Source organism: Gallaecimonas pentaromativorans, assembly GCF_003751625.1.
GTDB classification, from domain to species: domain Bacteria; phylum Pseudomonadota; class Gammaproteobacteria; order Enterobacterales; family Gallaecimonadaceae; genus Gallaecimonas; species Gallaecimonas pentaromativorans.
Genome location: NZ_RJUL01000004.1, coordinates 1 through 22,499 on the forward strand (window position 1 = coordinate 1; position 22,499 = coordinate 22,499).

23 protein-coding genes and 1 riboswitch are annotated in these 22,499 nt (G+C 56.5%); of the genes, 17 read left to right on the top strand and 6 right to left on the bottom strand.

What is annotated here, in order from left to right; translation table 11 throughout:
- Window positions 1-225: 225 nt before the first annotated feature.
- Window positions 226-798 (top strand): hypothetical protein, encoded by a 573-nt coding sequence (locus EDC28_RS07960; RefSeq protein ID WP_123421249.1) that lies wholly within the window; start codon window positions 226-228, stop codon window positions 796-798.
- 104 nt (window positions 799-902) lie between these two features.
- On the opposite strand, the gene EDC28_RS07965 is transcribed toward EDC28_RS07960, so the two are convergent.
- Window positions 903-1,043, bottom strand: coding sequence for a hypothetical protein (locus tag EDC28_RS07965; RefSeq protein ID WP_244946564.1), 141 nt, complete (start codon window positions 1,041-1,043; stop codon window positions 903-905).
- A 559-nt stretch (window positions 1,044-1,602) separates the two neighbouring features.
- Here EDC28_RS07965 and EDC28_RS19975 point away from each other — a divergent pair.
- Window positions 1,603-1,992 (top strand): hypothetical protein, encoded by a 390-nt coding sequence (locus tag EDC28_RS19975; RefSeq protein WP_148049821.1) that lies wholly within the window; start codon window positions 1,603-1,605, stop codon window positions 1,990-1,992.
- Window positions 1,993-2,321: 329 nt separating this feature from the next.
- Here EDC28_RS19975 and EDC28_RS07975 read toward each other — a convergent pair whose 3' ends face one another.
- Complete coding sequence (locus EDC28_RS07975; protein ID WP_123421250.1) at window positions 2,322-3,275, bottom strand: transposase; 954 nt, start codon at window positions 3,273-3,275, stop codon at window positions 2,322-2,324.
- 36 nt (window positions 3,276-3,311) lie between these two features.
- Complete coding sequence (locus tag EDC28_RS07980; protein WP_244946565.1) at window positions 3,312-3,608, bottom strand: transposase; 297 nt, start codon at window positions 3,606-3,608, stop codon at window positions 3,312-3,314.
- Window positions 3,609-3,739: 131 nt separating this feature from the next.
- Here EDC28_RS07980 and EDC28_RS07985 point away from each other — a divergent pair, with 131 nt between their 5' ends.
- A complete protein-coding gene (locus EDC28_RS07985) occupies window positions 3,740-4,081 on the top strand; it encodes a hypothetical protein (protein ID WP_148049822.1) in 342 nt (113 codons plus the stop codon).
- A gap of 309 nt (window positions 4,082-4,390) precedes the next feature.
- Window positions 4,391-4,810 carry a hypothetical protein gene (locus EDC28_RS07995; RefSeq protein ID WP_123421252.1) on the top strand — a complete coding sequence of 140 codons (420 nt, stop codon included), beginning with the start codon at window positions 4,391-4,393 and terminating at the stop codon, window positions 4,808-4,810.
- A gap of 335 nt (window positions 4,811-5,145) precedes the next feature.
- On the opposite strand, the gene EDC28_RS08000 is transcribed toward EDC28_RS07995, so the two are convergent.
- A complete protein-coding gene (locus EDC28_RS08000; RefSeq protein ID WP_123421253.1) occupies window positions 5,146-6,906 on the bottom strand; it encodes a M61 family metallopeptidase in 1,761 nt (586 codons plus the stop codon).
- 68 nt (window positions 6,907-6,974) lie between these two features.
- Here EDC28_RS08000 and hinT point away from each other — a divergent pair, with 68 nt between their 5' ends.
- The 9 genes from hinT (at window position 6,975) to EDC28_RS08045 (ending at window position 15,087) form a co-directional block, all read left to right on the top strand.
- Entirely contained in the window at window positions 6,975-7,325 is a 351-nt protein-coding gene (gene hinT / locus EDC28_RS08005) for a purine nucleoside phosphoramidase (protein ID WP_050658004.1), read from the top strand.
- A 106-nt stretch (window positions 7,326-7,431) separates the two neighbouring features.
- A riboswitch (TPP riboswitch) is annotated at window positions 7,432-7,537 on the top strand.
- Between the two features lie 36 nt (window positions 7,538-7,573).
- Entirely contained in the window at window positions 7,574-9,622 is a 2,049-nt protein-coding gene (locus EDC28_RS08010; protein WP_123421254.1) for a TonB-dependent receptor, read from the top strand.
- Between the two features lie 9 nt (window positions 9,623-9,631).
- Window positions 9,632-9,877 (top strand): hypothetical protein, encoded by a 246-nt coding sequence (locus EDC28_RS08015; protein WP_050658006.1) that lies wholly within the window; start codon window positions 9,632-9,634, stop codon window positions 9,875-9,877.
- On the top strand, window positions 9,874-10,473 hold the full coding sequence (gene pnuC, locus EDC28_RS08020) for a nicotinamide riboside transporter PnuC (protein WP_050658007.1): 600 nt from the start codon (window positions 9,874-9,876) through the stop codon (window positions 10,471-10,473). The genes EDC28_RS08015 and pnuC overlap by 4 nt, the downstream gene beginning before the upstream one ends.
- Window positions 10,454-11,224 carry a choline/ethanolamine kinase family protein gene (locus EDC28_RS08025; RefSeq protein WP_170164065.1) on the top strand — a complete coding sequence of 257 codons (771 nt, stop codon included), beginning with the start codon at window positions 10,454-10,456 and terminating at the stop codon, window positions 11,222-11,224. Before pnuC ends, EDC28_RS08025 begins: the two co-directional genes overlap by 20 nt.
- Before the next feature lie 77 nt (window positions 11,225-11,301).
- Window positions 11,302-12,393, top strand: coding sequence for a sensor histidine kinase (locus EDC28_RS08030; RefSeq protein WP_050658009.1), 1,092 nt, complete (start codon window positions 11,302-11,304; stop codon window positions 12,391-12,393).
- Entirely contained in the window at window positions 12,390-13,202 is an 813-nt protein-coding gene (locus EDC28_RS08035) for a LytR/AlgR family response regulator transcription factor (RefSeq protein ID WP_050658010.1), read from the top strand. Before EDC28_RS08030 ends, EDC28_RS08035 begins: the two co-directional genes overlap by 4 nt.
- Before the next feature lie 40 nt (window positions 13,203-13,242).
- On the top strand, window positions 13,243-14,187 hold the full coding sequence (locus tag EDC28_RS08040; RefSeq protein ID WP_123421256.1) for a DMT family transporter: 945 nt from the start codon (window positions 13,243-13,245) through the stop codon (window positions 14,185-14,187).
- 231 nt (window positions 14,188-14,418) lie between these two features.
- A complete protein-coding gene (locus EDC28_RS08045; RefSeq protein ID WP_050658012.1) occupies window positions 14,419-15,087 on the top strand; it encodes a hypothetical protein in 669 nt (222 codons plus the stop codon).
- A gap of 186 nt (window positions 15,088-15,273) precedes the next feature.
- Here the strand turns inward: EDC28_RS08045 and pyk are convergent, their stop codons facing one another.
- Together pyk and EDC28_RS08055 are read right to left on the bottom strand one after the other, a co-directional pair.
- A complete protein-coding gene (gene pyk / locus EDC28_RS08050) occupies window positions 15,274-16,710 on the bottom strand; it encodes a pyruvate kinase (RefSeq protein ID WP_050658013.1) in 1,437 nt (478 codons plus the stop codon).
- Between the two features lie 73 nt (window positions 16,711-16,783).
- On the bottom strand, window positions 16,784-17,641 hold the full coding sequence (locus EDC28_RS08055; RefSeq protein WP_050658014.1) for a MurR/RpiR family transcriptional regulator: 858 nt from the start codon (window positions 17,639-17,641) through the stop codon (window positions 16,784-16,786).
- 203 nt (window positions 17,642-17,844) lie between these two features.
- Here EDC28_RS08055 and zwf point away from each other — a divergent pair, with 203 nt between their 5' ends.
- The 4 genes from zwf to EDC28_RS08075 are packed head-to-tail and all read left to right on the top strand — an operon-like array spanning window position 17,845 to window position 22,452.
- Window positions 17,845-19,293, top strand: coding sequence for a glucose-6-phosphate dehydrogenase (gene zwf, locus EDC28_RS08060; protein ID WP_050658015.1), 1,449 nt, complete (start codon window positions 17,845-17,847; stop codon window positions 19,291-19,293).
- The gene (pgl, locus tag EDC28_RS08065; RefSeq protein WP_123421258.1) at window positions 19,293-19,997 is read left to right on the top strand and encodes a 6-phosphogluconolactonase; all 705 of its coding nucleotides are present in this window, start codon (window positions 19,293-19,295) and stop codon (window positions 19,995-19,997) included. Before zwf ends, pgl begins: the two co-directional genes overlap by 1 nt.
- Window positions 19,994-21,823 carry a phosphogluconate dehydratase gene (gene edd, locus EDC28_RS08070; protein WP_123421259.1) on the top strand — a complete coding sequence of 610 codons (1,830 nt, stop codon included), beginning with the start codon at window positions 19,994-19,996 and terminating at the stop codon, window positions 21,821-21,823. The genes pgl and edd overlap by 4 nt, the downstream gene beginning before the upstream one ends.
- Window positions 21,820-22,452 (top strand): bifunctional 4-hydroxy-2-oxoglutarate aldolase/2-dehydro-3-deoxy-phosphogluconate aldolase, encoded by a 633-nt coding sequence (locus EDC28_RS08075; protein WP_123421260.1) that lies wholly within the window; start codon window positions 21,820-21,822, stop codon window positions 22,450-22,452. Before edd ends, EDC28_RS08075 begins: the two co-directional genes overlap by 4 nt.
- Window positions 22,453-22,499 lie beyond the last annotated feature (47 nt).

The following is a 22,499-nucleotide window of genomic DNA, read 5'->3' on the forward strand; positions in this document are numbered from 1 at the left end:
TCAGCACGAGGACGGGTCATGGCCAGAGCCCTTATCAAGAGAAGGGTCTTTCAAGGCTAGTTTTCACGAGGCAATTTCGCCATGATGGGATGGGTGTCCCGTTTTATTCCGATGATGGGATGGGTGTCCCGTTTTATTCCGTTTTATTTACGTTTTATTTACCAACCCTCTAAACAATGAATCACAATGGCAGCAGAGGGAAGATAAGGAAACGCGAACCGATAAATGGCTGAAATTTTTATATCCGGGGAAATATTAATGCCTAAAACACTTTGGTTTTTTGTTTTTGTCCTTTTATATGCTTTGCCTGTTCAGGCCAAAGATTATATATATAGGAGTTTTACTGTTAATGAGAGTAGTCATAGCCCAGGAAAGCTGGAGCCCGGCTTTGAAATAAACGAGATACTTATTAACTCGAAAAAGAGCCTGATTTACAGTAATGGTTTAGGTACAGAATATAGAATCCAAAATTTTGACGGGGATATCAACTGCTTGGTTAGTGGTCTGCTCAACTTCTGCTTACCCCAAGGATTTAAAGGGGAGCGCCAAAGTTGGAGTGTAGGAAAACTTATCTTTAAAAATAAAGGGAGATTTCAGGCTGGTTTTTTAGATAACTCAATTTATTTTGTCATTAGTGTTGAGTCTGAAAGTATGAACAAAAGTAACATCGTTCCTGTTGAGTTTTTTTATTCAATAAAAAGAGGTGTGTTAGGCTTTATTCAATTAAGGCAGTCTGTGGGCGGCGGGGCTTTGGTTTATTGGGTGAATGACGAAATGAAGGCCATAAAACTAGACTAAGTGTCAGGTCCCGGACAAGTTTGACTCACCAGTAACCAGTGTGACTAAAACCAGTAGAGCTGCGCAGGGCTGACCAGCAGGCTGTGCGGTTGGGGGCAGCGCCGTCACCACGCCTTGCGGTGACTGAAATCCTGGCCGGTGAGGGTGTCTTTGCCACAGAGAAAGGCGCGGCGAACACAGCGACCAATGCAGTGGTAATAGGGCGTGTCGTTCACCGACACCAGTTCAGCACGAGGACGGGTCATGGCCAGAGCCTTTATCAAGAGAGGGGTCTTTTAAGGCTAGTTTTCACGAGGCAATTTCGCCATGATGGGATGGGTGTCCCGTTTTATTTGTCCCGTTTTATTTTTTTTATTTTTTATTGCTCCAAATTTGCCGCAGAGCGCGGCGTTAAACGTGCAGGTATCTCTCAATGCTAATATTGATAGGTGGGAAACCCAGTCCAAGGTATATAGCCGCAATTGTACTGAGTATCGTCATCTCTATTGCTGGCTTTTCTTTTTGTTTTTATATTGGCGAGCTAACAGTTTTAAAAGGTTCCCTTTCAATCTTGGGGGTAGGTAGTCTTATTTACTATTATTTGTTGCCTATTATAGCTAAGCGCCAGGACTATATTGGAGAAGAGCCAAAAATGCAGTTGGTAAAAATCTCTATAGTTCCGTATTTGGTGTTTATGTTTATATGCTTGCTTGTCGCAGGGTATGGTTGGTATGCGAGCGTTTAACAAGGCACCAAATTTTACTCCGTGCCTTCGGCCTTCCGCTGGACAGCTAAGCCGCTTCTTGGATTAGCGTTAATATAATCATGAAAAAAATACTGGTTTTGGTTCTACTGTTTTTAGTTTTTTCAAAGACTTTTGCTGATTGCTCTTTTAAATTGAAAATGGACAGTTACAAACCAGAAAACGCAGCCACTCTTGCTGAAAAGGCGTTTCAAGTGAATAATATTTACTTCATCGCTGTAGCGGATGGAGTTGGCCCTTCTCGCCCAGGCTTCGACATTCCACTTACTTCATGTATTTATAAAAATACTAAATGGGATATGCTTTGGATTGGAGCTGACTCGCAGTACTGCGCTAGCCATGAAGCGCTTATAACGCGGGCTAAAAGGTATGCTCAAAATTTCAATAAAATTATGGTGCGATTGGCAAGTTCAAAACTTCATGAGTTGTGCCCTGAACTCAGCAAACAATAACAATCGCAAGCAGCTTTTTCCGGACCTTTTGGCCTCCGCTGGGATATTGTTTACGAAAATGAAAAAATTGGATTAGGAAGATCTATCTTGAAAAATAAAATGCTAGCAATAATTTCTCTATAAGAGTAATAGGAAGAGTAATAGGGGACATCCATCTTCTGAGTAACCCAACGCCCAGTTTTCGAATTGCATCGACAGTGCGGTATTAATCAGCCATGAGGGTGTTTGCTTCGCGCTGATGCCGCGTTTTGTTGTTAAAAACGCAAATTAGAGGCGAGCGGGATTGTCAGCGGGGGCCGAAGGTCTGTGAGCGCGGGGCTATGAGGGGATTAAGCGGCTTTTATTGGTGGACCGACCACGTGTCGTCGGTGATGGGCTTTGGCGTAGGCACTTTGCGCCTGCTTATGGCCAATCACAGAGCCACGGGAAAGCTGGTGTTGGCCAAGGGCAATAAGGAAGCTGTCGGCATCGAGGCCTAAGCGTTCCAGAATGGCGGGTGTCTCTTGGCTGATGAAACCGCGCTTGTCTTCTCGTTGTGCCCGACCTGTCCAATCCACCAGCGCCAAGTAATCGGCCAGTGCAAAAGGAATGCCTTTGGGGCTGTCTTTAAACTGGGTAACAAAAGGCAATAACGCTGGCTTGCTGTCGTCAGTATTAAGCCGTGCTGAGAGTGACACATCTGCTGAGGCTTCAGGGGTATCCACTATCTTGGCGCGAAGGGGGTTGAGGTCGACATAAGCCATACAGGCCAATAAGCCCGCTTCATCCAAAATGGCTTGGGACTTAAACCGCGCCTCCCAAAACCGGCCCTTGCAGTGGTCCTCTTCATTGGCCTTACGGGCAATATGCTCGTTCAAACAGCGCATAAACCAGGACAGGTCACACAAGCGCTGACGCAACTTGTCGATATGTGAGCGCGCCACCATCCGCTCAGCCTCACAGGTTAACTTACCGGCCCGATAGCGGCTGATGAGGAGCGGCAAAGCAAACAGCAGCTCCCAACGGGCCATTACCGCGTCATCGTCTAACACCGCTACGGCGTTGGCATCCACATGCACCACTAAGTGGTAATGATTGGACATCACCGCATAGGCACAAAGCTCGATGGTAAAGACAGATTGCAGCACCTTTAGCCGCTCCATCACCCACGCCTTGCGGTGACTGAAATCCTGGCCGGTGAGGGTGTCTTTGCCACAGAGAAAGGCGCGGCGTACACAACGACCAATGCAGTGGTAATAGGGCGTGTCGTTCACCGACACCAGTTCAGCACGAGGACGGGTCATGGCCGGAGCCTTTATCAAGAGAGGGGTCTATCAAGGCTAGTTTTTGCGAGGCAATTTCGCCATGATGGGGTGGGTGTCCCGTTTTATTTTATTGGCATCCACATGCACCACCAAGTGGTAATGGTTGGACATCACCGCATAGGCACAAAGCTCGATGGTAAAGACAGCTTGCAATACCTTTAGCCGCTCCATCACCCAGGCTTTGCGGTGACTGAAATCCTGGCCGGTGACAGTGTCTTTGCCACAGAGAAAGGCACGGCGAACACAACGACCAATGCAGTGGTAGTAGGGTGTGTCGTTCACCGACACCAGTTCAGCACGAGGACGGGTCATGGCCGTAGCCTTTATCAAGAGAAGGGTCTTTCAAGGTTAGTTTTCACGAGGCAACTTCGCCATGATGGGATGGGTGTCCCGTTTTATTTTGTTGCTCGCGCTTGTGGCGGGCGTTATGCAATAGAGCAAGTATGAATAAAATCGTATATTTGATTTTCTTAGTAGTATTGGTTGGTTGCTTTCCTTCTAGTGAAGAAAGTGCCTCAATGGAAAGCTATGTGAAATTTAAAGAAAGCTATTATTCGTACTACACACAGGATATGTGGGACGCAAGGCTAGAATACGTATTGCGAACTAAATACAAACCTAGGAAGTCTATAAAATCGCTAAATGCAGAAATCAACATCGATGAAGACTCTATTGTTTATAGAAACGGAACAGACTACAAACATTTCACCAAGAAAGAATTAAAAATTGAAAACGAACAAGTAAAATTATGCGACCAACTTGGTTGTGAAGTTGTTTCTGAGTAGTATCATTTCTAGTAGGTTGCGCCTAGTATTAAAAGCAGCATAACAAGTGACTGTGGCGTTCTGTCAATGAATTAAGCCTCTTTTCGCTCCATTTCTCGCCATTTTTAACCATAGTATTGAGGATGACGATGAGCTTTCTCATACAGGCTATCAAGGCGACTTTGGGAAGTTTTCCGGAAAATAAAAAGAGGACACCCATTTTTTGAGTGTTGCCAGTGGGAAATGAGCATTCCAGCATAGCTGATGATGTTTACACTTGAGATATTCCAAGTGGTAATTGGTGATTAAAATAAAAATTAAAGGATTAAGATGTCTTATTCAGATATAGAACTAAAGCGTGCCTATCAAGAACTGATTGATAAAGAAAATATCTTGGCGGCATTCTTAGGTGGGATCGGTGGTGCTATCCCAGGAGCGGCTATATTTTATCTTATTGGTTTGATGCATGGTTTTTTGTTGATCATGCTCGTTATACCGCCCGCCTTAATCGGTATCTTTGCGCGATTTACTGGGTATCCTTATCACTTTAAAACGCGGTTGCCTTTGGGTTTGCTTGCCGCCGCCTTGCACATCGCCGGTTGTTGGTATTTGCAACTGTCACCATTGTTTTATTTAGTTGCAGCTGTTGCCTTTGTTGAAGCGGTTTCTTTCTCAAAAATAACCCCAACCAGGGAGCAAGAGGCCGCTTTAACTAATCTGTCGATAGGGCGCTTGAAGCTGGATAAATAAGAAAATAAAAAATAAGAAAAAATAAAGGACATCCATCTTCTATCCATCTTCTGAGTGACCAAAAATCTAATTTTCGCAACGCATCGACAGCGCAGGATTAATCAGTCCTGAGGATGTTTGCTTCACGCTGACACCGCGTTTTGTCGTAAAAACGCAAATTAGAGGCGAGTACGTGCGCAGCCCGACTGAGTGGGATATCAATGTCAGGTTCTACAGCAAAAATAAGCTTTACCATTCGTAGCGGATTTATCGCCGCCGGTTTGGGCCGTGTGGGTAAGCTACTGCGCCATAAAAAACGCCGCTTCTGCGGCGTTTTTTTCCTCGAGGCCAGCGGCTTACAGCTCCAGCCAGCCTTTGAGTTGGTCCGGGTCTGTGATCTCCAGCACGGCGGTGTCGAGGGGGGCCGGTTGGGGGGTGAGGTCAAAGGTCATCAGCTCGTCGCGGCGAAAGGCGTGTACTTCCACCGGGCGCTCGCCGATGGCGGTGAGCTGGGTTTGCAGCTTGCCAAGGCGGGCGCGAAGGCCGTCGATGGCGACTATCACATCGCCAGCGGCAAGGCCTGCTTGGTCGGCGGCGCTACCGTGGGTAACGGAGAGGAGCTTGATGCCGCCGTCGGCGTCGGCCAGTTTGGCGCCAAGGGTGAGGCGTTCGCTGCGGGCCTTGCCGGGGTTGCCGCCGGTGTCGTTATCGTCACTGGCGGGCTTAAAGCGCAGGCTCACCCCAAGGGCGGCCAACAGTTTTTGTACCGGCAAGTCTTCGGTGCCGTGGAGCGCCTGGTTAAAGAAGCTTTCCAGGGATTCGCCCAGCAGGCTCTCGGCAATGCGCTGGTGGCTGGTGTCGTCGGTGCCGAGGCACTGGCGGCCAAAGTCTTCCCAGAGCCGTTCCATAACATCGTCAAGGCTGAGGCTGTGCTCGGAGCGAAGGCGAAGGGTCAAATCCAGGCACAGGGCCATGATGGCGCCCTTGGTGTAGTAGCTGACGATGGCGTTGGGGGCATTTTCGTCTTGCTGGTAGAACTTGGTCCAGGCGTCGAAGCTGGAATCAGCCAGGCTTTGCACCAGGCGGCCCGGGCCTCGGGCTACTCGGGTGAGGGTGGTGGCCAGGCGGTCTAAGTATTCGGCGGCGTCGATAAGGCCGGCGCGGTGCAGCATTAAGTCGTCGTAATAAGAGGTGATGCCTTCATAGGCCCACAGCTGAATGCTGTGGCTTTCGCGTTCGAGCTGGTAGGGCAAGAAGGCCTGGGGCTTGATGCGTTTTACGTTCCAGTTGTGAAAGTACTCATGGGAGCACAGCGCCAGGAAGTCGTTGTAATCCTTACCGTTAAGTAGATAACGGGGGATCATCAGCGCCGTGGAGTTGCGGTGTTCAAGGCCGCCGTAACCGTCGCTGGTGACCATGGTCAGAAACCAGTATTCGTCAAAGGGGTAGGGGGCGCCGAAGAACTGCAACTGGGTTTCGCAGATGGCGGCCAAGTCCCGCTTGAGCCGCTCTTTGTCACCATAATGGTGGCCGGTGAGCACCAAATGGTGGGGAATGCCGCAAGCCTCGAAGCTCAGCACCTCGAAATCGCCCATCTCCACCGGGTGGTCGATAAGGGCGTCGTAGTCTTGGGCGCTAAAGCGGCCAAAGTGCCAGGGGGCGCTGCTTTGGCGGGTCAGGCCGGTGGCGAGCTGCCAGTGGGGCGCCTCGACGGGGGGCTGGATATCCAGGGTCACCGGCTCGTTTTCCTGGCCGGCGACGGCTAAAAACACCGAGGTGCCGTTAAAAAAGCCATGGGTTTCATCCAGGTGGCTGCCGCGCACCGATAAATCCCAGGCGTACACCTGATAGCGCACCTTGACCGGCCCTTCGCAAGGCGCCAGTTGCCAGCGGGCTTTGCCCAGCTTTTGCACGGCTATGGGGGTGTCGTCTTCGTCGCTGGCCTCTATCCACTGCAGGTGTTTGGCAAAGTCGCGGATAAGGTAGGAGCCGGGGATCCAGGCGGGCAGCCACAGCTGCTGGCCCAGGTGGTCTGGCTCTTCGATGCTGAGGGTCACGTCGAACAGGTGGCGGCTGAGATCAGCAGGCTTGATGTCGTAATGGATGGCGGCGATCATTGGCGTGCACTTTCAAGGATTTGCCATGCAGTCTAGCATGGTCTTCGAGGCCGCTTAAGGAGCCAACGATGAGCGAAGAAACCATTTTTTCCAAAATCATTCGCCGGGAAATCCCTGCCGATATCCTGTACCAGGACGATCTTGTCACCGCTTTTCGTGACATCAACCCCAAGGCCCCCTTGCACGTGCTGGTGGTGCCCAACATCCTTATCCCCACCGCCGATGACATGGCCCAAGAGCACGAGCCCTACCTCGGCCGAATGATGACGGTGGCCGCCAAAATCGCCCGTGAAGCCGGCGTTGCCGAAGACGGCTATCGCCTGTTGATGAACTGCCGTGACCACGGTGGCCAGGAGGTATATCACATCCACCTGCACCTGTTGGGCGGCAAACCTTTGGGGCCAATGCTGGCCCGCTAAACCCACGCCATTTTTGGCCGGTGGCCAAGGCCGCTCGCCAGTGGCAGCGCCACCAACTGGCGTTAAGGGGCTGACATCCTGTGACAGCCCCGTTACAATCAGCGCGATTTTCACCAGGGGGAGGCCTAAAAGGCCTGAGATGTCGGTGCACCGACAGACCCTTTGAACCTGATCCGGCTCGTACCGGCGTAGGGATGGTGCCCGCCATAACTGCCGCACGCCCCGGATCTCTTATAAAAGAGGTCCACATGTTCAAAAAGTCTCTTATTGCGCTCGCGCTGGCCAGCACCACGGCCATGGCGGACGACATCATCGAACGCATCCAGGTGACCGGGGACTTTCGCGCCCAGGCGCTGAGCGACCTTACCGACTCCGTGTCGGTGCTCTCTGCCGACACCCTTGAAAAACGCCACACCCAGGCTCTTGACGAAGCCCTGGCGTTAGTGCCTAACGTCAACGTGGCAAGTGGCGCCAGCCGTGGCCGCTTTTTGCAAATTCGCGGAATTGGCGAGCGCAGCCAGTTTGTTGACCCGGTTAACCCCTCGGTGGGGCTGTTGGTCGACGGCTTTGATTTTTCGGGCCTCGGCCTTGCCGGGCTTATCAGCGACGTGAGCCAGGTGGAGGTATTTCGCGGCCCCCAGGGCACCCGCTTTGGCGCCAACGCCCTGGCAGGACTGGTGAACATTCGCACCCAAGACCCAACCGATACCCTCGAAGGCTACGGCCGGGTGAGCCTGGCTAACCACGACGCCCATCGCCTGGAAGGGGCCATTGGCGGCGGCCTGGGGGGCAGTTGGTCGGCGCGGCTGTCGGGCTCGAGCTACAAGAGCGACGGCGACAACCACGACGCCTTTTTAGGCAAAGCCACCAATGACCGCGACGAAGATACCTCCCGCCTGAAGCTGCGCTACCAGCAAGGCGACTGGCAGTGGGATGTCACCGGCCTTTTTATCGACGTTAACAACGGCTACGACGCCTTTAGCTTCGACAACTCCCGCACCACGCTCTCCGACCAGCCCGGGCGCGACAAACAGCTTAGCCGGGGCCTTGGCTCCAAGCTCAGCTACAGCGGCTGGAGCAAGGCCCGTATTGAGCTCAACACCACCATCAGCCACTCCGATAGTCTTTATAGCTATGACGAGGATTGGTCCAACCCCGGTTATTGCCAAAGCCGCGACTGCCCCTATGGCGACTACGAAAGCTTTGACAGCTACCAGCGCGACCGCAACACCAAGGTGGTAGACCTTCGCCTGGTGTCCAGCCCCGAGGGGCGGCTCGGCAACGCCGACTGGGTGCTGGGGCTGTACGGTAAATTCCAGGACGAATCCCTGGTGCGCGATTACACCTACGGCGGCATTCAAAGCGACATCAACAGTGACAACAAAGCGGTGTATGGCCAGCTTTCACTGCCCCTTGCCAGCCGCTGGCGCCTTGATTTTGGTGGCCGCCTTGAGCGCTGGAGCGCCGATTATCACGACTCCAACCCTTTGCAGCTGGCCCACGGCGAGACCTTGTGGGGCGCCAATGTGGACCTTTCCTACAGTCTTGATTCGGGCCTCTATTACCTGGGCCTGAGCCGAGGCTACAAACCCGGCGGCTTTAATACCGAGGGCGGGGTGCCGGACGACAAACGCAGCTTTGATACCGAAACCGCCCTTAACCTCGAAGCGGGCGCCAAGTGGTGGCTTGAAGACGATTTGTCGGTGGCGCTTAGCGTCTTTCAGATGTGGCGCGACGACATGCAGGTCAAAACCTACCAGACCCTGCCCCGCGACGACGGCTCCACCGAGTTTGTGAACTTCCTCGACAACGCCGCCTCCGGCCGCAACTATGGCCTGGAAGCCGAGGCCGACTGGCAGCTGCTGCCAAGCCTTCGCCTGCGTGGCTCGCTGGGGCTGCTTAAAACCCGCTATAAGGATTTTGTGAACGCCGAGGGCGTGCGCCTTGACGGGCGCGACCAAGCCCAGGCGCCGCGCTGGCAGTACTCGCTGGCCGCCGACTGGCAACTTAGCGACAACTGGCTGCTGACCGTCGAGAACGAAGGCAAGGATAAATACTATTTTTCCGACACCCACAACGAGCAGTCCTGGGCCTATAGCCTTTGGCACGCCAACCTGGCCTGGCAACACCAGCACTGGGAGCTGTCGCTGTACGGGCGTAACCTCTTTGACCGCAAGTACGCCACCCGCGGCTTTGGCGGCTTTGGTAACGACCCGGCCGACGGCTACGCCGAACACCCCTATTACCAGCTGGCCGACGGCCGGGTGGTGGGCGCCAGCGCCACTTACCGTTTTTAAGGAGCCTGTATGAACCTGTCTGTTGAGATCTCCATGTACCCCCTGGCGGACGATTACATTCCGCCTATTCAAGGCTTTATCGACACCCTTAACCGCCACCCTCAGCTGACGGTGCTCACCAACACCATGAGTACCCAGGTGTTTGGCCCCTACGATACCGTGCTCAAGGTGGTAGGGGAGGCGATGAAGGCCTTTCACGCCGAGGGCAAGGCGAGCTTTGTCTGTAAATTCCTGGGTGGGGATCTGCGCCCGTGACGGCCTTTGTGGCGGCGGTTATCGAGCAGCTCAAGGCCACCTCGCCCCTTGAAGGCGTGGCGGTGCTGCTGGCCGTTGCCTACCTGTGGCTGGCCATGCGCCAAAGCCAATGGTGCTGGCCGGCGGCGCTGGTCAGCACCTTGCTGTACGTTTGGCTGTTCTACGACGTGGCGCTGCTTAGCGAGTCGCTGCTCAACGTCTATTACATGGCCATGGCGGTTTATGGCTGGTGGAGCTGGCGCCAGGGCACGGCCGGCGGCAAGTTGCCGGTCAATAGCCGCCCCCTTGGCTGGCACCTTAAGGTGATTGGCGCCGGGGCGGCGCTATCCCTGGCCTGGGGCCACCTGATGGCCACCCATACCCAGGCCGCCTTTCCTTATCTGGACGCTGCCACTAGCTGCTTTGCGGTAATAACCACTTGGATGGTCACCCGCAAGGTGTTGGAGAACTGGCTCTATTGGATAGCCATCGACGGTTTGTCCATCTGGCTGTACCTGCAAAAAGATTTGGCCATGACCGCACTGCTGTTCGTGGCCTATGTGCTGATGGCCATCGCCGGGTATTGGAGCTGGCGCCGTGCCTTGCAACTTACCTGAGCCCTGGCAACAGGCTAGCCGCACGCCCTTTACCGGCGGCCTTACCAACCGCCACTGGCTGCTTAGCAGCATCGAGGGCAGGGCGCTACTTAGGCAAAACAGCGCCGCCCTTGAGCTCGGTATTAACCGCCAGGCCGAGCACCAGCTGTGGCAAGCGGCAAGTGAAGCGGGCATCAGCCCGGCGCTTATCTGGCAAGAAGGCGATTGGGCCTTAAGCCGCTTTATCGATGCGCCAACAGGCGCTGCTAACACCCCGGCGCGGCTCATTGCGCTCCTTAAAGCCGTTAACTGGCTGCAAGGCGTTGAGGGGGCGAAGTTACCCTTATTGCCTCTTCGGGAGCGGGCCCTGGCCCTTGGCGCCACCGACGGCCCCTGGCTGGCCTACCGGCTGGTGGAGGCATCTCCCTTGCCGGAGGTGCCCGCCCATGTGGATTTGAACCCCGAAAATTGCCTGTGGCAAGGGGAGCGTTTGTGGCTGATTGACTGGGAATACGCCAGCCTTGCCGACCCTTATTACGACCTGGCAGCCATTGTGGTCAGCCACGAATTGGCGCCACAGCGGCTTTGCAGCGCTTGGCGGTCGCTCACCGGCAAGGTGCTGGTACCAGAGCGGCTTTTGGCCATGTGCGCAATCTATGCCCACCTTTGTGAATGCTGGTGTCGCCACCCGCAGGCGGGCTACCTTGCTTACGCTGCGCATTATCGCAAAGCATGGCAGCACTGCCTTGTGGCGCTGGCAGGGGTCGATTAGCCTCTGCGTCAGATCCCTTACCGGCAAGCTTGCATGCCTTCTGTTGATTTTTCCTGCCGCTGTGGTGGGAGCCTTTTATGAGACGCACCCTGTCCGATGACCCTCGGGACGTGGGTAAAGCGCTGTTTGGCGAACGCCACGATCGCTACTTCTGGTTTTTGCATACCCTTGGCTGGTTCAGCTACGGGGTACTTTTCTGGATCTCCAACTATCTTGCCGGCAGCCCCGGGCGCTACTGGGTGCATATCGTCTTTTTAAGCGCCACCGGTTGGCTGCTCTCCATTCCGCTGCGCTACCTCTACCGGCGGGTGTGGAATTTCAAGCCCCGCACCATTGTCATCATCGCCATCCTTGCCTGCCTGGTGGTGGGTATGGCCTGGCAGCTGGGGCGTAACTTCTTCTTCTACGCGGTGCTCTATCCCAACCGGGCGCCGGATGCGTGGTCGGGCTATTACGGCTACGTGGTGGCAACGGTGCCTATTCTGGCGGCCTGGAGCTGCCTGTATTTCGGTATCAAGTACTACCGGATGCTGCAAATTCTCAACGAAAAGGCCCTAAAAGCGGCCAATGCCGCCCAACAGGCGCAGCTAAAGGCACTGCGCTACCAGCTTAACCCGCATTTTTTGTTCAATACCCTCAATGCCATCTCGACCCTGATCATGGTAAAAGAGAACGACACCGCCAATCGCATGGTGGGAGGGCTGGCAGAATTTTTGCGCTACTCGCTGGAGAACGACCCCATTCGCCGGGTGCCGTTGGAGCAGGAAGTGCGGGCCATGCAAAAATACCTGACCATCGAAGAGATCCGCTTTTCCGACCGCCTTAAAGTGCATTGGCAGATAGAAGATGAGGCCAAAGGGGCCTTGGTGCCGTCGCTTATCCTGCAGCCCATTATCGAAAACGCCATCAAGTACGGGGTGGCCGGTAAGCTCGATGGCGGGAATATCTGGATTTTAGGTAAACGTTTTGGTAGTGATCTGCTGCTGGAGATCACTGACGACGGCCCCGGCCTTGGCCAGGGCAAGAGCACCAGCACCGGCCTCGGCCTTGCCAACAGCCGCGAGCGCCTCGCCACCCTGTACGGCGACGACTTTGCCTTTACCTTGTCACCCCACGAGCCATCAGGGCTGACAGTAAATTTACGCATACCCTACCAGACAGAAGAATGACCATAACAACCCTTATCGTTGACGACGAGCCGCTGGCCCGCCAAGGCCTCAAGGTCAGGCTGGCCCAGTGCCCACAGCTGCAACTGGTAGGCGAGGCCTCCAGTGCCCATGACGCCCTTGAGGCCATTGCTACCTTAAAACCGGAGCTGATGTTCCTGGACATCCAGATGCCGGGCATGACCGGCATTGAGCTGATTGAGTCCATGCTGGAGCGGGATTTGGACATGCCGCTGGTGGTGTTCGTCACTGCCTATGACGACTACGCCGTCAAAGCCTTTGAGCTTCATGCCCTTGATTACCTGTTAAAGCCCATCGACGAAGAGCGCCTTGGCGCCTGCCTTGAACGCATCGACGAGCAGCTTGGCCAGCGTGACCAGGCCCGGCGCGAAGCGCGCATGTTAAAGGCCCTGGCGGAGCTTGCCGGGGTCAGCATCGACGAGATGCAGCAGCGCCTAGACCGCGGCGAAGCGGTCACCGGCGATTACGCCAGCCAACTGGCTATTCGCGACGGCTCGGAAGTAAGCCTAGTGGCGGTGGAAGACATCGACTGGGTAGACGCCGCCGGCGATTACATGTGCATTCACGCCAAGGGCGTGACCCACATCATGCGTAAAACCATGAAAGAACTGGAAGCGATGCTGGACCCGCGCCGGTTTGTACGCATCCACCGCAGCGCCATCGTCAACCGCGAGCGTATCGGCCAGCTGATCAACCTGGCCAGCGCCGACTACCTGGTGCGCCTTAAAAGCGGCGACGAGCTGAGGGTAGGGCGTTCCTACCGCGAGAAGGTCAAACAACTGTTGTTGTAATAAAAGGGCCTGCGGGCCCTTTTTTCATGGAGTGTATCGAATGTCCCTGTCTGGACGCGCCGGCCTTGGGGCCGGACTATCCCTGACCACCGCCGTGCTCTGGGGGCTGCTGCCCATCGCCTTAAAAGAAGTGCTGGTGGACATGGACGCCTACACCATCACCTTCTACCGCTTTTTTGTCTCCGGAGTGCTGCTGGCCCTGTGGCTGGGGGCAAGGGGCGCCTTACCCAAGCCGTCGCGCCTTAAAGGCGCGAGCGGCGCGCTGATACTGGTGTGCGTGGTGGGGCTGTTGGCCAATTACGGCTTTTATCTTGTGGCGCTTCGTCATCTTGACCCGCGCACCGCCCAGACCGTTATCCAGTTGGCGCCGCTGCTGTTATTGCTCGGCGGTGTCTGGCTTTATAAAGAGCCCTTTGGCGGCGCCCAGTTGCTGGGGGTGCTGATGTTGGTGCTGGGCCTTGGTTTGTTTTTTAACGAGCGGCTGGTGGCGATTTTCACCGATGTTAACGGCGCCGGGTTTGGGGTGGCGCTGATGGTGGTGGCGGCGGTGAGCTGGGCAGGTTACGCCCTTGCCCAAAAAAAGCTGCTGCGCGCCTTAAATTCCATGCAGATCATGATGCTAATCAACCTTGCCGGTGGCTTGTTCTTTTTAACCCTGGCCCACCCCCTGCAAATTCTGGCGTTAAGTGGCCGGGAGCTGGGCTGGTTGGTGTTTTGCTGCCTCAATACCCTGGTGGCCTATGGCGCCTTTGCCGAAGCCCTTAACCACTGGGAGGCGTCCAAGGTCTCGGCGCTGCTGTCTATCGCGCCGCTGTTAACCTTCTTCTTTGTGGCGGTGCTTTCGCCCATCATGCCCTTTGGTTTTGATACCCGGCAATTGCCCTGGCTTTCCTACCTGGGGGCGGGGCTGGTGGTGTTGGGTTCGGTGGTGAACGCCCTTGGCAGCCGCCTTAACCGCAAGCGGCGCGGCAATATCGAGGTGTAAGGTAAGGGCCGGCTGGCCCTTTTTTGCATCTTCGTTGGTTTCTTCAGCCGACACCTTAGACGGCCACTTTTTCTGGATACTTAAACGCCGCTTCACCATCTTTATGCGATTTGCTCGTCTTCATTGCTTTACATTTGCCCCTCTTTTGTTAATTTAATGTTCAACCTGCTGTAAAAGCAGGAAAAGCGGGGCAATTAAGACCACCGCTGTAAAGATGAGGGAGTCTTTAAAATGGATAAGGGGATCTGTGTCAGGACACTTGCCCTGCTGCTTGCATTCTTTTCTTTGCATCTTCATGCCCTGGATCAGCGCCTGCTGCCGCCGCTGTTGATGGTCGATGGCACCAGTCAATCGCAATACGCGGTGCGCTGGTGGCAATGGCAAAAGTCGGTGCCTGGGCCCGCTAGCCCGTACTCGGACATGACCGGCCTTCGCTGCGACTACAACCAGCGCGGTGACGTGTGGTTCCTGGCGAGCGCCCCCAACGGCCAACTGGTGGACCGCTACTGCAATGTGCCGGCCGGCAAATACCTGTTTGTGCCGTTGTTCTCGCAGCTTGCTGCCCCCAATTTTGAAAACGAATACGACTGCCCTGCCGTCAAAGACGCGGTGGCGGTGGACTGGCCGCGAATGAGCGAGCTGACTTTGGAAATTGACGGCGAGAACGTCGGTAACCTGGCGCCGTTCAAGCAAAAGTCCAAAAACTGTTTTGATCTTCTAGGCGGGGTGGCCCGTGACCGGCTACCACCGAAGATATTCCCGTCTGCCACCGAAGGTTACTGGGTGATGATCCGGCCCCTGGAACCCGGCGAACACAAGCTTAAAATTCTCTCTCGCTACAACGGCGCAGACGGCCGAGAGCTGGTGCAGAACATCCGCTACACCGTCAATATTTACTAAAATCGACTAACAAAAAAGGCGCTATCAAAGCGCCTTTTTTACTGCCAGTGTCATTAATCGACGTGCAGAATCTTACAGGTGTTGGTGCCGCCGACGGTTTCCATACGGTCGCCTGGGGCCATCGGTACCCGTAACAAAACCAACAAAAAAGGCGCCATCAAGGCGCCTTTTTTACTGCTAGTGTCGTTAATCGACTTGCAGAATTTTACAGGTGTTGGTGCCGCCGATGGTTTCCATACGGTCGCCATAGGTCATCAATACCAGGTCGCCGGTGCTCACCAGGCCTTTGGCCTTGAGCAGGGTCAGCGCCTCGCGCTTAAGGGCCTCGTCCCGGTAGTGGCTCGAATCGAACGCCACCGGGAACACGCCGCGATACAGCGCCAGGCGGTTGAGGGTACCGGCATGGCGAGACAGGGCGAAGATGGGCAGACCGGAGCTGATACGCGACATCAGCAGCGGGGTGCCGCCGCTTTCTGTCAGGGCGATAATGGCCTTGACGCTACCAAGGTGGTTGGCCGCATACATGGTGGAGAGGCTGATGGTCTCTTCCACCGAGTTGAAGCTGTGGTTCATGCGGTGGGTGTCGATGATGGCAGCCGGATTTTTCTCGGCGCCGACACAAACCCTGGCCATGGCCGCTACCGTTTCGGCCGGGTATTTACCGGCGGCGGTTTCGGCAGACAGCATCACCGCGTCGGTGCCGTCCAGTACCGCGTTGGCCACGTCCATCACCTCGGCGCGGGTGGGCATGGGGTTTTCGATCATCGTTTCCATCATCTGGGTTGCGGTGATCACCACCCGGTTCAGCTCGCGGGAGCGACGGATAATGCGCTTTTGCTGACCTACCAGCTCGGCGTCGCCAATTTCCACACCCAAATCGCCCCTTGCCACCATCACCGCGTCGGAGGCGAGGATGATGTCATCGAGGGTTTCGTCGGTGGCTACGGCTTCGGCCCGTTCAATCTTGGCGCAGATAAAGGCCTTGGAGCCAGCCGCTTCGGCCAGTTCGCGGGCGTAGCGCAGGTCGTCGCCAGAGCGGGGGAAGGACACCGCCAGGTAGTCGACGCCGATGGCGGCGGCGGTTTTGATGTCGGCCTTGTCTTTTTCCGTCAGGGCAGGGGCGGTCAGGCCGCCGCCTTGGCGGTTGATACCTTTATTGTTGGACAGCGGGCCACCGATCAGCACCTCGGTATGTACCTTGGCGCCTGCGACTTTGGTGACTTTCAGTTGTACCCGGCCGTCGTCAAGCAACAACACATCGCCTGGGCTGACATCGTCAGGCAGGGCCTTGTAATCGAGGCCCACGGCGCCCTGGTGGCCTTCGCCCTTGGCCATGTCGGCGTCAAGGATAAAAGGTGCACCGATGGCCAGTTGGATGGGGCCGTCTTTAAAGGTGGAAACACGGATCTTGGGGCCTTGCAGATCGCCGAGGATGGAAACGTGGCGACCCAGGCGGGCTGCGATCTCCCGCACGGCTTGAGCCCGTTGCAGGTGATCTTCTGGTGTACCGTGGGAGAAATTCAGACGAACAACGTTGGCACCGGCGCGGATGACTGCTTCGAGGGTATTCCCTTTATCCGTGGCGGGGCCCAGCGTGGTAACAATTTTCGTTCTTCTCAACATGACCGATTACCCAAAAATGCGGTGACGCCACTATAGCATATCACCGCTTTTTTTGTAATTTTACTACAATCGGTCAGTGTTTATCCTCTTCCTTCTCCAGGCGGGACTCACGGAGCACGTCCTTAACCCGTCGCAAATTTTCACGAAAACGTGGGCCACGGCGCAAAACAAAGCCGGTGGCGAGGATATCAATCACGGTCAACGACGCCAAACGGGAGGCCATGGGCATATAAACGTCGGTGTCTTCAGGCACTTCCATGCCGATGGCGATGTTGGCTTCACGGGCCAGTGGCGAGTCTTTGGAGGTGACCGCCACCACGGTGGCGTCGTTGTCGCGCGCCAGGCGGGCCAGCTCTACCAGGCTCTTGGTGCGGCCAGTGTGCGACAGCAACACCACCACGTCGTCGGCGCTGGAATTCATGCAGCTCATGCGCTGGACCAATACGTCGTCGGAGTAGATCACCGGCACGTTGAAACGCAGAAATTTATTGAGGGCGTCGTGGGCCACGGCGGCGCTGGCGCCAAGGCCAAAGAAAGAGATTTTCTTGGCCTGGGTCAGTAGATCTACGGCGCGGTTGATGGCGCTGGTGTCCAGGCTGCGCCTGGCGGTATCCAGGCTTGCCATGGCGGATTCGAAGATCTTGGCAGTGTAGGCATCGGGGCCATCATCTTCTTCTACATGGCGGTTTACATAAGGGGTTCCGTTGGCCAAGCTTTGGGCCAGGTGGAGCTTGAAATCAGGGAAGCCCTTGGTGTCCAGGCGGCGGCAGAAACGGTTGACCGTAGGCTCGGAAACGTCAGCCGCCTTGGCCAAAGAGGCAATGGACGAATGGATGGCGGACTGTGGATTGGCGAGGATCACCTCGGCCACTTTGCGTTCCGATTTGGAGAGCGTACCCAGGCTCTTGGCGATTTTATCCAGGGTATTCATGGCGACATTTTCCTTATGGTTTTAGTGCTCTGCCGAAAGTGACTGCCACTTTGAGTGATCATTTTCGTCATTATTATGAAAAAAAACCTCTTATGAAAGTTAGCGCGGCGATTTTCTTTGGGGTTTGGATGGACAAGACAGGGCGAATGGCGCTTATAATGTAGTTAAATTACAACCTTATTGATCAGCGGAAGGAAGCACGCATGAAACGGGATCACGCCATAGGCCCGTGCGATCTGGTGTTGTTCGGTGTGAAAGGGGACCTGGCAAGGCGTAAGCTGCTGCCGGCGCTCTATCAGTTGGACAAAGCCGGCCTGCTGCACGCCGACAGTCGTATCATCGGTGTCGCCCGACACGAGGCCGACCTCATTGAGAAGACCCTCGATACGTTCCTCAAAGAGCCTGCCGACCCGGCAGTGCTGGCACGATTCAAAGCCCGCCTGGGCCATGTCACCCTCGACTTTGCCGACACCGACGCCTACCAGGCCATAGGCGAAGCGGTTAACCCCGATACCCCCGAAGTTTATTACTTCGCCACTCCCCCTTCCTTATATGGCGACATCTGCCAGGGGTTGTCTGCTGCCGGGCTTATCCGCGACAACAGCCGAGTGATCATGGAAAAACCCATCGGTCACGACCTCGCCTCAAGCCAGGTGATCAACGACAAGGTCGACGCCCACTTTGCCGAGCGCCAGATCTACCGTATCGACCACTACCTGGGTAAGGAAACGGTGCAGAACCTGCTGGCGCTGCGCTTTGCCAACGCCATCTTCGCCAACAACTGGGATTACACCTGCATCGACCACGTGCAGATCACCGTGGCCGAAGAGGTGGGTATCGAAGGGCGCTGGAGCTACTTCGACAAAGCCGGGCAGATGCGCGACATGGTGCAAAACCACCTGTTGCAGGTGCTGAGCCTGATTGCCATGGAGCCGCCGGTGAGCCTCGATGCCGATGCCATCCGTGACGAAAAGCTCAAGGTACTCAAGGCCCTTCGCCCCATTACCAGCAGCAACATCAATGATGTAGCGGTGCGCGGCCAGTACACGGCCGGCTTCTTGCGCGGTAAGGCGGTGCCCGGCTACGCCGAGGAAGAAGACGCCAACACCGGCTCGAACACCGAGACCTTTGTGGCGGTGCGGGTGGATATCGACAACTGGCGCTGGGCCGGGGTGCCTTTTTACCTGCGTACCGGTAAAAGGATGCCGTCCAAGACCACCGAGGTGGTGATCAACTTCAAGGCGCTGCCCCACAACATCTTTGCCAAGTCCCAGCAGCAGTTGCAGAGCAACAAGCTCATCATCCGCCTGCAACCCCACGAAGGGGTTGAGCTGCAGGTGCTGAACAAGGTGCCGGGCCTTGAGTCCAACATGCGCCTGCAAAGCACCACCCTGGACTTGTCCTTCTTCGACGCCTTCAAAGACGAGCGCATTGCCGACGCCTACGAGCGGCTGCTGCTGGAAGCCATGATGGGCAACCAGGCACTTTTTGTACGCCGCGACGAAGTGGAAGCGGCCTGGAAGTGGGTTGACTCCATTCTGACCTCCTGGGAACAAAGCGGCGACAAGCCCAAGAGCTACCAGGCTGGCAGTTGGGGCCCTGTGGCCTCCATCGCGCTCATTACCCGCGACGGCCGCAGCTGGGAGGAATGATGAAACTGACAGTAGAAAAGCGCTTTAACGACCGCGCCCTGCTGGCAGAGCAGCTGGCTACCAAGGTGGCCGGCCAGCTGCAAGAAGCCATCGACGCCAGGGGAAAAGCCTCCCTGGTGGTCTCAGGCGGCCGCACACCGCTGGCGTTTTTTCACGCCCTGTCGCGCCAGCCCATCACCTGGTCCAAGGTGCTGGTGACCTTGGCTGACGAGCGCTGGGTGGACGTAGACGACGCTGCCTCCAACGCCGCCCTGGTGCGTGACAACCTTTTACAAGGCCGCGCGGCCAGCGCCCGCTTTGTGGGCCTTAAAACCCCCCATGCTACGGTGGAAGCGGGCTTGGCCCTTGCCACCGACTGGCTGGGCGCGCTGCCAAAACCCCTTGATGTGGTGATCCTTGGTATGGGCAACGACGGCCACACCGCCTCGCTGTTCCCCGATTGCCCGAACCTCAAGCATGGCCTTGAGACCCGCGACACATTGATCGCCGCCCATCCTGCCAGCCAGCCGCTGGCGCGCATCTCCATGAGCCTGGCTACCTTGCTTAACAGCCGTCAGATCTATCTGCACCTGGAAGGCAAGGACAAGGCCGAGACCCTGGCCAAGGCCCTGGCGGATACCGACGTTACCGCCATGCCCATTCGCGCCATTGTTGGCCAGAAGCAGACCCCTGTGGATGTGTACCTGTATCAGGAGGAAGCATGAATAAGGTAGTGGCCGAGGTTACGGCCCGTATCGAAGCGCGCTCCAAAGGCGCTCGCGAGCAATACCTCAATCACATTGCCCAGCAAAGGGCCGGCGGCGTGCACCGCTCCAGCCTCTCTTGCGGCAACCTGGCCCACGGTTTTGCCGCCTGCGGCATGGAAGACAAAGACAGCCTCAAGTCTTTTACCAAGGCCAACATTGCCATTGTTTCGGCCTATAACGATATGCTCTCGGCCCACCAGCCCTACGAGACCTACCCGGCGCTGATTAAAAAAGCGCTCCATGAGGTGGGCTCGGTGGCGCAATTTGCCGGTGGCGTACCGGCCATGTGCGACGGGGTAACCCAGGGCCAGCCGGGCATGGAATTGTCCTTGTTGTCTCGCGACATCATCGCCATGAGCTCGGCGGTGGCGCTGTCGCATAACATGTTCGATGGCGGCCTGATGCTGGGCATCTGCGATAAGATCGTGCCCGGCCTTTTGATCGCCTCTGCCACCTTCGGCCACCTGCCGTTCGTTTTTGTACCGGCCGGCCCTATGCCGTCTGGCATGCCAAACAAAGAAAAGGCCCGCATCCGCGAAGCCTATGCCCAGGGCCAGGTTGATCGTAACGAGCTGCTGCGCGCCGAGAGCGAGTCGTATCACAGCGCCGGTACCTGCACCTTCTACGGCACCGCCAACTCCAACCAGTTGATGGTGGAAGTGATGGGCATGCAGCTGCCGGGCTCTTCCTTTGTGAACCCCAACACCAAGCTGCGTGACGCCCTGACCGAAGCGGCCGCCAAACAGGTGGCGCGCCTGAGCGAGATGTCCGGCAACTACACCCCCTTTAGCGAAATCCTGACCGCCAAGACCCTGGTTAACGCCATGGTGGCGCTGCTGGCCACCGGCGGCTCTACCAACCACACCATGCACCTGGTGGCGGTGGGCCGCGCCGCTGGCATTACTATCAACTGGGACGACTTTGACCAGCTCTCCAAAGTGGTGCCGCTGCTGACCCGTATCTACCCCAACGGTCAAGCCGACATCAACCACTTCCAGGCTGCCGGTGGCATGGGCTATCTCATTAAAGCGCTGCGTAAGCTGGGCCTTCTGAACGAAGACGTCAAAACCATCGTCGGCAACGGCCTTGACCAATACGAACTGGAGCCCTGGCTCAACGAAGGCAAACTCGAATGGCGCGCCTGCCCCGAGAAAAGCCTGGATACCAGCGTGCTGGCCGACCCGGAAGCGCCCTTTAGCCCCGAAGGCGGCCTTCGCGTCCTGCACGGCAACCTCGGCCGCGGCGTGATTAAAGTCTCGGCAGTGCCGAGCGCCAATACCGTTATTGAAGCGCCAGCGGTGGTCTTTTCTGACCAGCACCAACTGGACGCCGCTTTTAAAGCCGGGGATCTCAACCGCGACTGCATCGTGGTGGTGCGTTTCCAAGGCCCCAAAGCCAACGGTATGCCGGAGCTGCACAAGCTCACCCCGCCGCTGGGTGTGCTGCAAGAAAAAGGCTACAAGGTGGCGCTGGTGACCGACGGGCGCATGTCTGGCGCCTCCGGCAAGGTGCCCGCCGCCATTCACCTGACCCCTGAAGCCCTGGATAACCCGGTGCTGACCAAGGTCCAAGACGGCGACATCATCCGCCTTGATAGCCACAGCGGCGAGCTGACGCTGCTGGTTGACGAGGCCGAGCTTGCCAAGCGCGAAAGCGCCAAGGCTGACTTGCTGCCCAACAGCATCGGCATGGGCCGCGGCCTCTTTATGAACCTTCGCCCGCAACTGTGCGGCGCCGAGCAGGGCGCCACATTGTTCCGCTTCCCCCATGAGGACAACCAATGACCTGGAAACTTGCCCCCCAAGACGTGCTCACTGCCAGCCCGGTAATGCCGGTACTGGTGATAGAGAAGCTTGAGCACGCCGTGCCTCTGGCCAAAGCGCTGGTGGCCGGCGGGATCAGGGTGTTGGAAGTCACCTTGCGCACCGACTGCGCTCTTGATGCTATCGCGCAGATAGCCAAAGACGTGCCCGACGCCCTGGTGGGCGCCGGTACTGTGCTGAACGGCGAAGACTACGAAGCGGCCATCGAGGCTGGTGCCAAGTTTGTGATAAGCCCCGGCATGACCCCTTCGTTGGTCCAGGCCGCCCTCAAAGGCCCGGCGCCGCTTATTCCCGGTGTCAGCACCCTGTCTGAGGTGATGGAAGGCATGGACTTGGGCCTTGGCTACTTCAAGTTCTTCCCGGCCGAAGCCAGCGGCGGCGCGCCAGCCCTTAAAGCCATGGGCGGCCCCATCCCGCAGGTGAAATTCTGCCCCACCGGCGGTATCAGCGAGAAGAACGCCGCCAGCTACCTTGGCCTGCCCAACGTATTGTGCGTCGGCGGCAGCTGGCTGGCACCCAAGGAGCTGATTGAAGCAGGCGACTGGGATGGCATTACCGCCATCGCCAAAGCGGCCTCAAGCCTGAAATAAAAAAGCGCCGAAAGGCGCTTTTTTTCGAGTTGACTTATCCATTTTTT